Below are 10,225 nucleotides of genomic sequence, written 5' to 3' on the forward strand. Positions count from 1 at the left end.
TAACTCCAGCCCCTCCGGCGTTTGAGGAGCGGGGGTCCGGGGGCAGCGCCCCCCGGGGGACGGGAACGGGAAGGGGCGGCGGGGGCGAAAGAAGGTCACTTGCGGGCGGACGTGTCCGGTACGCAGCGGCCGTCCACCGTGCGGTAGTTCCACCGCGCGCCGTCGCGGACGAGCTCGCGCACCGCCCGGACGAACCGCTCCACGTGCTCGTCCGGCGTCCCCGCGCCGAAGCTCACCCGGATCGCGTTGAGCGACTTCTCCCCGGGCACCGCCTCGGGGGCGCCGCACTCGCCCTGGGCCCCCGAGTCGCCGCCGAGCAGCCTCCGCACCAGCGGGTGCGCGCAGAACAGCCCGTCCCGTACGCCGATGCCGTACTCGGCGGAGAGCGCGGCGGCGAAGTGGGAGCTGTTCCAGCCCTCGACGACGAAGGAGAGCACACCGACGCGCGGGGCGTCGTCCCCGAACAGGGACAGGAAGCGCACCTCGGGCACGTCCGCGAGTCCTTCGCGCACCGCGCCGATCAGCTCCTCCTCGCGGGCGACCAGGGCGTCGAACCCGGCCTCGGTGAGCGCCGTGCAGGCGGAGGCGATGGAGTACGCGCCGATGACGTTGGGCGATCCGGCCTCGTGGCGTGCGGCGCCGTCGTGCCACTCCACGTCCACTCCCCCGTCCCCGCGCCGGGTGACCTTGCGGCTGGCGCCGCCGCCCGCGAGGTACGGCTCGGCCTCCTGGAGCCAGTCGGCGCGGCCGGCCAGCACGCCGGAGCCGAAGGGGGCGTACAGCTTGTGCCCGGAGAAGGCGACCCAGTCGACGTCCAGGTCACGGACGCTCACCGGGTGGTGCGGGGCGAGCTGGGCGGCGTCCAGGACGATCCGGGCGCCGTGCGCGTGCGCGGCGGCGGCCAGTTCCCGTACGGGCCACAGCTCGCCGGTGACGTTGGAGGCGCCGGTGACGCAGACCAGGGCCGGGCCGTACGGGTCGCGGTCGGCGAGGGCGCGTTCCAGCGTCTCCACGGCCCGTCGGGGGCTGTTCGGGGCGTCGAGGTAGGTGACCCGTGCGTCACGCCAGGGCAGCAGGGAGGCGTGGTGCTCGGTCTCGAAGACGAAGACCTCGCAGCCGTCGGGGAGCGCGGTGGCGAGCAGGTTGAGGGAGTCGGTGGTGGAGCGGGTGAACACCACCTGGTCCCCGGTACGGCAGTCGAGGAACCCGGCGACGGTCCGGCGGGCGTTCTCGAACAGGTCGGTGGAGAGCTGGGAGAGGTATCCGGCGCCCCGGTGGACGCTGCCGTAGTACGGCGCGTACGCGGCCACGTCGTCCCACACCCGCTGGAGGGCGGGGGCGCTGGCGGCGTAGTCGAGGGCGGCGTAGGTGACCTCGCCGCCGGTGACGAGGGGGACGGTGACGTCCCGGCCGAGGACGGGCAGGGGGGCGCGGACGGACGGGTCGGCGGCAGCGGTGGGGACGGACATGACGGAACTCCCGGTGAGGCAGGCGGAATCCCCGCGCGAGCGCGTGTCGCTCGAGCGCGGAGGGAAGGAAAGGGGACGTGCGGAGGCGGGGCTCGGCAGCCCTAGCGCATTCGCTTGCTCACGGAAGACTCCTCGACGACCAGGACCCCTGGTGTGTGAGGGGTCCGCGCTTGCCGTGGGCCTTGCTGCTCACGGCCTGGTCTTCACCCGGGGCACCCCGCCACGGACGGAGGGTTGCCGGACAGCCGGCCGGGGCCTGATGGCTGTCACTCATGACCTGGACAGGAAAGTACGTGAAGTGATCGACGTCCCGCAACCCGTGTCCGGATCGCGGGACGTCCCACCGCCCGGCGGCTACGCGTTGCTGACGGCCACCCAGCGCTCCAGGACCCGCTTGGCGGCCCCCGAGTCGATCGCCTCGGCCGCCTTCGCCATACCGGCGCGGATCCGCTCCGTCAGGGTGCCGCCGCCGGGCTCCAGGGCCACCAGCGCCGCCGCCGAGTTCAGCAGCACCGCGTCCCGCACGGGACCCGGTTCGCCGTCCAGGAGCCGGCGGGCGACCTCGGCGTTGTAGGAGGCGTCGGCGCCGCGCAGGGCCTCCACGGGCACCAGGTCGATGCCGACGTCGCGCGGGTCGAAGGTCTCCTCGTCGACCTTGCCGTCGCGGACCACCCACACCCTGGAGGTGGCGGTGGTGGTCAGCTCGTCGAGTCCGTCGTCGCCGCGGAACACCAGCGTGGAGTTGCCGCGTTCGGCGAAGACCCCGGCCATGATGGGGGCCATCCGGAGGTCGGCGACGCCGACCGCCTGCGCCTTGACCCGCGCCGGATTGGCCAGCGGGCCGAGGAAGTTGAACACCGTGCGGATGCCGAGCTGGCCGCGCGCGGCGGCCACGTGGCGCAGCGCCGGGTGGAACTTCACCGCGAAGCAGAAGGTGATCCCGGCCTCCTCGGCGACCTCGGCGACCCGTCGCGGGGTCAGCTCCAGGTTGACGCCGAGCTTCTCCAGGACGTCGGAGGCGCCGGACGCGGAGGAGGCGGCCCGGTTGCCGTGCTTGACGACCTTCGCGCCGGTGCCGGCCACGACGATCGAGGACATCGTGGAGATGTTCACCGTCTTGGCGCCGTCCCCGCCGGTGCCGACGATGTCGACGGTCGCGCCCGGCACCTCGATCACGTTGGCGTGGTCGTACAGCGCCCGTACGCAGCCGGTGATCTCCTCGACGGTCTCGCCCTTGGCCCGCAGGGACACCGCGAATCCGGCGATCTGCGCGTCGGTCGCCTCGCCGCGCATGATCAGGTCCATCGCCCAGGCGGTGTCGTCGGCGGACAGGTTCCGTCCGTCCAGCAGTCCGTTCAGCAGGGCGGGCCAGGAGCGGCCCGCCGCGGTGTCGCCTCCAGCGGGGGTCACAGCGCTCATGGCCGCTCCTGATGGTCGTAGAAGGATCGCGGGAACCAGAGAGGTCCCGGGCTCCACCCTATCGAGGTCCGTGGACGGCGAAGGGCCCCCGTCCGCAGAACGGACGGGGGCCCTTCGCCGTCGTGTGGCGACTGGGGTGAGGTGCCGAAGGTGATCAGTGGTGGCCGTGGCCGCTCGTGATCTCCTTGTACTCCTCGACGGTCGGCTTCGGGATCTGGGCGTCCTCGCCGTAGTAGCCCTTGCTCAGCTTGGCGCGCAGCTTCTCGGTCGCCTTCACCTTGCGCCGGACACCGTTCTCGTCGACCTCGGGGCCGATCTCGAGCGGCTTGTACTGCTCGTGCGCGGTGAGGGTGTACATCTGCTCCTGGCTGAGCGGCTCGTGCACCTCGATGAACTCACCGTGCGGCAGGCGCTTGATGATGCCCGACTCGCGGCCGTGCAGCACCTTGTCCTTGTCCCGGCGCTGCAGGCCGAGGCAGATCCGCTTGGTGACGACGAACGCGATGACCGGTCCCACGAAGAAGCCGATGCGGACGAACCAGGTGACCGCGTTGATCGAGAGGTGGAAGTGCGTGGCGAAGATGTCGTTGCCACCGCCGATCAACATGATCATGTACGCCGTGACCCAGGCGACGCCGAAGGCCGTACGGGTCGGGGCGTTGCGCGGCCGGTCCAGGATGTGGTGCTCGCGCTTGTCCCCGGTGATCCAGGACTCGATGAACGGGTAGAGCGCGAAGGCCGCGAGGAAGACGCCGAACAGCACCAGCGGGATGAAGACGCCCAGGACCAGGGTGTGGCCCCAGAAGTTGATCTCCCAACCGGGCATCGCGCGGACCAGGCCCTCGGCGAAGCCCATGTACCAGTCGGGCTGGGCGCCCGTGGAGACCATGTCCGGACGGTACGGGCCCAGAGCCCAGATCGGGTTGATGGACGCGATGCCGGCGATCAGCGCGGTGAAGCCGAAGACCAGGAAGAAGAAGCCTCCCGCCTTGGCCATGTAGACCGGCAGCAGCGGCATGCCCACGACGTTCTTGTTGGTCCGTCCGGCACCCGCGAACTGCGTGTGCTTGTGGTAGAAGACCAGGATCAGGTGGGCGACCACCAGGCCGAGCATGATGCCCGGCAGCAGCAGGATGTGGATCGAGTAGAACCGCGCGACGAAGTCGGTGCCGGGGAACTCCCCGCCGAACAGGAACATCGAGATGTACGTGCCGACGATCGGCACGGACAGGATCGCGCCCTGGGTGAAGCGGACACCGGTTCCGGAGAGCAGGTCGTCCGGCAGCGAGTAACCGGTGAAACCGGTGAACATGCCGAGGACGAACAGCAGGAAGCCGAACAGCCAGTTGATCTCACGCGGCTTGCGGAACGCGCCGGTGAAGAAGACGCGCATCATGTGCACGAACATGCCGGCCAGGAAGATGACCGCGGCCCAGTGGTGGATCTGCCGGATCAGCAGACCGCCACGGACGTCGAAGCTGATGTCCAGCGTCGACTTGTAGGCCTCGCTCATCAGCTGTCCCTGCAGCGGGACGTAGGAGCCGTGGTACTCCACCTCGTTCATCGACGGGTGGAAGAACAGCGTCAGGTAGACACCCGTGAGGATGATGATGAGGAAGCTGTAGAGGCAGATCTCGCCCAGCATGAAGGACCAGTGGTCCGGGAAGATCTTGCGCATGTTGGCCTTGGCCAGGGAGTAGATCCCCAGCCGGCCGTCGGCCCAGTCGGCGACGCGCTCGCCGGCCGGGGCCTTCCCGCGCGAGCGGGACTCGGGGGTCGTCGTAGTACTCATCCGCGCTCCCAGAAGGCAGGACCGACGGGCTCCTCGAAGTCACCGAGCGCTTCGAGGTAACCCTCGTCGTTCACGCCGATGCGCAGCTGCGGCAGGGCGTGACCGGCGGGACCGAAGATGACCTTGGCTCCGTCGGAAAGGTCGAAGGTGGACTGGTGGCAGGGGCACAGCGCGTGGTGCGTCTGCTGCTCGTACAGGGAGATCGGGCAACCGACGTGGGTGCAGATCTTCGAGTACGCGAGGATGCCCTCGTGCGACCACTCGAGGGACCGCTTGTCCTTGATGTCGTCCGGCTGGATGCGGACCAGCATCAGGGCGGCCTTGGCGATCTCGTTCTGGAAGCCGTGGTCGTGCTCCTCCAGGCCCTCGGGCTTGGCGAAGGTCAGCGAGCCCACGATGAGGTCGGACGGCCGCAGCGGCTCGTTCGTGTTCATGTTGACGAGCAGCTTGCCCTTGCCCCACAGGGTGTGGCGCAGCTTGCCCTCGGGCAGCGGGCCGAGCTCGCGCAGCAGCACGACGCCGGAGAGCGGGAACAGGGCGAGGGCGCCGAACATCGTGTTGCGGATCAGCTTGCGCCGGCCGAGCACCGACTCCTTGGCACCCTGGCGGAAGTCGTCCATGACCTTCGCCTTGACCTCGGGCGAGGCCTCGATCGGGTGCCGCTCGTCGGTCAGCTCCTCGTCGGACATCAGGGTGCGGGCCCAGTGGACCGCGCCCGCGCCGATGGCGAACAGCGCGATGCCGAGCGTCACGCCGAGCGCGAGGTTCAGAGCGCTGATGTGGCCCAGCGGGAAGATGTAGACGATCTTCTCGACCGGGATCGCCACGAACGAGGCGATGAAGCCGATGGTGGCCAGCATCGACAGCGTGAACAGCAGGGCGACCGTGCGCTCGGACCGCTTGGCGGCCCGCTCGTCGATGTCCTGGATCCGGTGCTCGTGGGGCGGCAGGCCCGGGTCGGCGAACGGGTTCTTCTCGTCCGCGACCCTCACCGCGCCGTGGGTGGTGTCCTGCGCTGCGGGCAGGTTCTCTTCGGGGATGTCTTGGCTACTCATGACTTCTTGGCCTTTGCGGTCCGAGCGGCGACCCACACAGCGACGACGATCAGTCCGCCGAGACCGAAGATCCAGCCGAACAGGCCCTCACTGACCGGGCCGAGCCCGCCCAGCTCCATGCCGCCCGGGCTCTCGGATTCGTCGCTGTTGACCTCGCCCAGGTACGCGATGATGTCCTTCTTGTTCTGCTCCGTCAGCGTGCTGTCCGGGAAGGAGGGCATGTTCTGCGGGCCGGTGAGCATGGCCTCGTAGATGTGCTTGGGAGCGACGTCCTCAAGGCTCGGGGCGTACTTGCCGTGCGTGAGCGCACCGCCCTTGCCGGTGAAGTTGTGGCACTGCGCGCAGTTGTTGCGGAACAGTTCGCCGCCCTTGGCGATGTCGGCGCCCTCGGGGCCGTACTGCTCGGCGGTGGGGACGGCCGGGCCGGCGCCCAGGGAGGCGATGTACGCCGCCAGCTGGTCGATCTCGGCCTGGGTGTAGACGGCCGGCTTGTCCGGGATCTGCGCGGCCTGCGAGGTGGCGGCCGGCATACGGCCGGTGCTCACCTGGAAGTCCACGGCCGCGGCGCCCACGCCCACCAGGGTCGGGCCGTCGGTGGTGCCCTGACCGCCGGTGCCGTGGCAGCTGGCGCAGCCGACCGCGTAGAGCTTCTTGCCCTCCTCGATGGTGAGGGACTGGGCGGTTTCGTCGGCCTGCGCCTTGTCCGCGGGTGCGAACACGGCGTAGAGCCCCCCGGTGCATGCCAGCGCGAGGAGGAGGACGACGAGCGCCGCCAGCGGATGGCGTCGTCGTGCGGAGAGCTTTTTCACGGATTACCCCGGTGTCAGGATCTTCTGCGTCGATGCTTCTGGTTGGTGCGCCCTCGAGGAGCGCGCGCGGATGTGGGCCCGGCTACTTGATCATGTAGATCGTGGCGAAGAGGCCGATCCAGACGACATCGACGAAGTGCCAGTAGTAGGACACGACGATGGCCGCGGTCGCCTGCTCGTGGGTGAACCTCTTGGCCGCGTAGGTCCGGCCCAGGACCAGCAGGAAGGCGATGAGACCGCCCGTCACGTGCAGGCCGTGGAAGCCGGTGGTCAGGTAGAAGGCCGAGCCGTACGCGTCGGAGGAGAGAGACAGGCCGTAGTGCTTGACCAGCTCGGTGTACTCGAGGACCTGACCGCCGATGAAGATCGCGCCCATGATGAAGGTGACGATGAACCACATCCGGAGCTTCTTCACGTCACCGCGCTCGGCGGCGAAGACGCCGAGCTGGCAGGTGAGGGAGGAAAGCACCAGGATCGTGGTGTTCGCCGCCGAGAACGGGAAGTTCAGGTGGTCGGCCTTCTCCGACCAGAACTCGGGTCCGGTCACCGATCGCAGGGTGAAGTACATCGCGAAGAGGGCCGCGAAGAACATCAGCTCGGAACTCAGCCAGATGATGGTTCCGACGCTGGTGAGGTTCGGTCGGTTGACCGACGGGTGCGCGTGCCCGGTATCTACTGTCGTTGCTGTCGCCACGCCGACATTATGTCGGTCGCTTATCCCGCCCTCACTCCCGGGGGTGCCGTTCGGTGTGTTCGGCCCTCCTGGACTGCCCGGATGGCCCACCCGGGGCCCGTGGCGGAGCCGCCTCGAAGGCGTGTCCGAACCAGTGTTGACAAGCGGTCCGAAGGGGTAGCATCCGCGCCATCGGTACCCGAAGTTCCCGACAGAGCCGTGCCCTCTCTCTTACGCGTGGAGGAACAATGCAGGCGACCGCCACGGTGCTGGTCTACAGCGACGACGCCAACACCCGGGAGCAGGTGCGGCTCGCCACCGGGCGGCGACCGGCGCCGGACGTGCCCGTCGTGGAGTTCGTGGAGTGCGCGACCCCGGCGGCCGTGCTGGCGGAGCTCGACCGGGGCGGCATCGACGTGTGCGTGCTGGACGGCGAGGCCGTGCCGATGGGGGGCATGGGGATGTGCCGGCAGATCAAGGACGAGGTGTTCAACTGTCCCCCGGTGCTTCTGCTGATCGGGCGGCCGCAGGACGCGTGGCTGGCGACGTGGAGCCGGGCGGAGAGTGCGGTCACCTTGCCGGTGGAGCCGGTGGAGTTCGCGGCGGCGCTGGCCGCGCTGCTGCGGCAGAAGCACTTGCAGAGCGCCTAGGAACTCGGTTCCTCCTGTGACACGGCGACCGCGGGTCCGTTGTGGCTGGTCGCGCCCACGCGGCGGAGCCGCACAGGTGACAGCCCCGCGCCCCTTTCGGGGCGCTACACCGCCGTCGGCCTGAGACGTGCTGTCTCCCGGGGGTTCTGGCCCTTGTCGGGGGTCAGGGCGCTGCCCGCCTGCCATGTGGTCCAGTCCAGGTTCCAGTCGCCGTAGCCGTTGCCGAAGGGTTCCATCGTGTCGCCGGCCGAGTTCTCGACCTTGACGATGTCGCCCTCACGGACGGTGTCGAAGAACCACTCCGCGTCGCCGGTGCTCATGCCGACGCAGCCGTGGCTGACGTTGTCGTAGCCCTGGGAGCCGACGGACCAGGGTGCGGCGTGCACGTACTCGCCGCTCCAGGTCACCCGGGTGGCGAAGTGGACGTCCAGGTCGTACGACTCCGCCGAACCCTCGGCGATGCCGACGGTGGTGCTGCGCATACGTACGAGGCGTTCCTTGGCGAGCACGACCTTGACGCCGTTGCGGGTCTCGAAGCCGGGCTTGCCGGTGGTGACGGGGATCTGCTTGATCTCCTCGTCGTTCTTGTAGACCGTCAGCCGGTGCGCGGCGGCGTCGGTGACGGCTATCACCCGGTCACCGGTGCGGATCGTCAGGGGCTCGGACCTGCCGCCCCGCAGCCGGTCGTTGATCCTGATGCCCTCCAGGGTGCTGCGCACGCTGACGGTGGCGTGGGCGGGCCAGTAGTCCTGGGGGCGGTAGTGCAGCTTCTTGTCGTCCACCCAGTGCCAGGCGCCGGACACGGCGGGGGTGGACTCGACCCTCAGGCCGCGCTCCACGACGGCTCGCTGGGCCCGGTCCTTGACGGGTGCGTTCAGCTCGGCGGTGAGGGGCTGGCCGACGCCGTACGTGCCCGCCGCGGGGCCGAAGGCGACGGCCAGGCGCTTGGCGGTGGAGGGCTTGGCGGTGGTGAAGGTGAGGACCTTGCGGCCGGGCGCCCCGTCCTCGTCCTCGGTGCTCACCCGGACCGTGTACCGGGCGCCCGCGGCCAGCGGGGAGGTGCTGTGCCAGCGGCTGCCGTCGGCGGCCAGCTCGCCCGTCACACGGCGTCCCGAGGCGTCCACGACGGTGACGTCCGTGATGCGCCCGTCGGCGTCCTCGGCGACGACCTCCAGGGGCTTGTCGGGGTCGGCCTTCCCGCCCGCCTCCACGGATCCGCTGAAGGAGATCCGGCCCGCCGCGTCGTAGGGCTCGGCGGACAGCGGGTCGCCGTCGGCGGAACAGCCCGCGACGCCCGCGACGAGGGCGATCACCAGCAGCGTGCGGCCGGCGACGCGGCTCCGCCCGGCGCCCGCGCCACGAGGGGGCTCTGTGCGTCTCATGACTTCACGCTAGGAACCCGCACCGCCCTCGGCTCACTGGACGGCCCGAACGGGTGAGACAACGGCGAGGGGCCCGGACCCTCCTGATGGAGTGTCCGGGCCCCTCGACGCCGTGGTCACTGGGTGCGGTTCTCACCGCGGTAGTACTCGAAGACCCAGCCCCAGATGCCGATCAGGAGCAGCGGTGCCGAGAAGTACATCAGCCACCAGCCGATCGCGACGCCCATGAAGGCCAGCGCGCCACCCACGGCGAGGGAGAGCGGCTGCCAGCTGTGCGGGCTGAAGAACCCGACCTCGCCGGCGTCGTCGGCGACGTCCGCCTCCTTGTTGTCCTGCGCGCCCACGTCGACCCGCCGGGCCGTGAAGCCCAGGTAGAAGCCGATCATGATGCTCAGGCCGAAGGCCAGGAAGAGGGCGGTGGTGCCGACCGGCTCCTTCGACCACACGCCGTAGACACCGGCCATGATGAGGAAGAAGACGCTCAGCCAGATGAACATCTTGCCCTGGATCTTCACTTGCCGGCCTCCTTGCTGCCGGAGAGGGCCTTCTCACCGTGACCGGCGTTCTCGAGCTCGTCGAGTGCGGCGATCTCCGGGTGGTGCAGGTCGAACGCGGGGGATTCGCTGCGGATCCGCGGCAGGGTGAGGAAGTTGTGCCGCGGCGGCGGGCAGGAGGTCGCCCACTCCAGGGAGCGGCCGTAGCCCCACGGGTCGTCGACGTTGACCGGCTTGCCGTACTTGGCCGTCTTCCAGATGTTGTAGAAGAACGGCAGCATCGACATGCCCAGCAGGAACGAGGCGATCGTCGAGACCGTGTTCAGCGCGGTGAAGCCGTCGGCCGCCAGGTAGTCGGCGTACCGGCGCGGCATGCCCTCGACACCCAGCCAGTGCTGGACGAGGAAGGTGCCGTGGAAGCCGATGAACAGCGTCCAGAAGGTGATCTTGCCGAGGCGCTCGTCGAGCAGCTTGCCGGTGAA

At 69.6% G+C, this 10,225-nt stretch carries 10 protein-coding genes and 1 riboswitch; of the genes, 1 reads left to right on the forward strand and 9 read right to left on the reverse strand.

Annotated elements, in window-relative coordinates:
- Nucleotides 1-95: 95 nt before the first annotated feature.
- The 6 genes from KUM38_RS37950 to KUM38_RS37975 all read right to left on the reverse strand — a co-directional run bounded on the left by KUM38_RS37950 (nucleotide 96) and on the right by KUM38_RS37975 (nucleotide 7,238).
- Nucleotides 96-1,469, reverse strand: a complete 1,374-nt coding sequence (locus tag KUM38_RS37950) for an aminotransferase class V-fold PLP-dependent enzyme (protein ID WP_217136681.1) — start codon at nucleotides 1,467-1,469, stop codon at nucleotides 96-98.
- A 161-nt stretch (nucleotides 1,470-1,630) separates the two neighbouring features.
- Nucleotides 1,631-1,747: riboswitch (SAM riboswitch) on the reverse strand.
- 76 nt (nucleotides 1,748-1,823) lie between these two features.
- Nucleotides 1,824-2,888, reverse strand: coding sequence for an anthranilate phosphoribosyltransferase (trpD, locus tag KUM38_RS37955; protein WP_217136683.1), 1,065 nt, complete (start codon nucleotides 2,886-2,888; stop codon nucleotides 1,824-1,826).
- A gap of 154 nt (nucleotides 2,889-3,042) precedes the next feature.
- Nucleotides 3,043-4,680 (reverse strand): cytochrome bc complex cytochrome b subunit, encoded by a 1,638-nt coding sequence (locus KUM38_RS37960; protein ID WP_217136684.1) that lies wholly within the window; start codon nucleotides 4,678-4,680, stop codon nucleotides 3,043-3,045.
- Complete coding sequence (locus KUM38_RS37965) at nucleotides 4,677-5,735, reverse strand: ubiquinol-cytochrome c reductase iron-sulfur subunit (RefSeq protein WP_217136685.1); 1,059 nt, start codon at nucleotides 5,733-5,735, stop codon at nucleotides 4,677-4,679. Before KUM38_RS37965 ends, KUM38_RS37960 begins: the two co-directional genes overlap by 4 nt.
- Nucleotides 5,732-6,544 (reverse strand): cytochrome c, encoded by an 813-nt coding sequence (locus KUM38_RS37970; RefSeq protein ID WP_217136686.1) that lies wholly within the window; start codon nucleotides 6,542-6,544, stop codon nucleotides 5,732-5,734. The genes KUM38_RS37965 and KUM38_RS37970 overlap by 4 nt, the downstream gene beginning before the upstream one ends.
- An 82-nt stretch (nucleotides 6,545-6,626) precedes the next feature.
- A complete protein-coding gene (locus tag KUM38_RS37975) occupies nucleotides 6,627-7,238 on the reverse strand; it encodes a heme-copper oxidase subunit III (RefSeq protein ID WP_217136687.1) in 612 nt (203 codons plus the stop codon).
- A gap of 227 nt (nucleotides 7,239-7,465) precedes the next feature.
- On the opposite strand from KUM38_RS37975, the gene KUM38_RS37980 reads away from it, so the two are divergent.
- A complete protein-coding gene (locus KUM38_RS37980) occupies nucleotides 7,466-7,867 on the forward strand; it encodes a hypothetical protein (protein WP_217136688.1) in 402 nt (133 codons plus the stop codon).
- Between the two features lie 104 nt (nucleotides 7,868-7,971).
- On the opposite strand, the gene KUM38_RS37985 is transcribed toward KUM38_RS37980, so the two are convergent.
- The 3 genes from KUM38_RS37985 to KUM38_RS42590 all read right to left on the reverse strand — a co-directional run.
- Nucleotides 7,972-9,249 (reverse strand): Ig-like domain-containing protein, encoded by a 1,278-nt coding sequence (locus KUM38_RS37985; RefSeq protein ID WP_217136689.1) that lies wholly within the window; start codon nucleotides 9,247-9,249, stop codon nucleotides 7,972-7,974.
- 116 nt (nucleotides 9,250-9,365) lie between these two features.
- Nucleotides 9,366-9,764, reverse strand: coding sequence for a cytochrome c oxidase subunit 4 (locus tag KUM38_RS37990; RefSeq protein WP_217136690.1), 399 nt, complete (start codon nucleotides 9,762-9,764; stop codon nucleotides 9,366-9,368).
- Nucleotides 9,761-10,225 (reverse strand): cbb3-type cytochrome c oxidase subunit I (locus KUM38_RS42590; protein ID WP_254398298.1); only part of this gene is annotated, 465 nt, incomplete at its 5' end. The genes KUM38_RS37990 and KUM38_RS42590, both read right to left, overlap by 4 nt.

Source organism: Streptomyces sp. AC558_RSS880 (assembly GCF_019049255.1).
Lineage (GTDB): Bacteria > Actinomycetota > Actinomycetes > Streptomycetales > Streptomycetaceae > Streptomyces.

Excerpts from the sequence above, each read along its gene's own strand:
- KUM38_RS37965 (WP_217136685.1), bottom strand. The coding sequence starts at position 5,735 with ATGAGTAGCCAAGACATCCCCGAAGAGAACCTGCCCGCAGCGCAGGAC.
- KUM38_RS37960 (WP_217136684.1), bottom strand. The coding sequence starts at position 4,680 with ATGAGTACTACGACGACCCCCGAGTCCCGCTCGCGCGGGAAGGCCCCG.
- trpD (WP_217136683.1), bottom strand. The coding sequence starts at position 2,888 with ATGAGCGCTGTGACCCCCGCTGGAGGCGACACCGCGGCGGGCCGCTCC.
- KUM38_RS37950 (WP_217136681.1), bottom strand. The coding sequence starts at position 1,469 with ATGTCCGTCCCCACCGCTGCCGCCGACCCGTCCGTCCGCGCCCCCCTG.
- KUM38_RS37985 (WP_217136689.1), bottom strand. The coding sequence starts at position 9,249 with ATGAGACGCACAGAGCCCCCTCGTGGCGCGGGCGCCGGGCGGAGCCGC.
- KUM38_RS37980 (WP_217136688.1), top strand. The coding sequence starts at position 7,466 with ATGCAGGCGACCGCCACGGTGCTGGTCTACAGCGACGACGCCAACACC.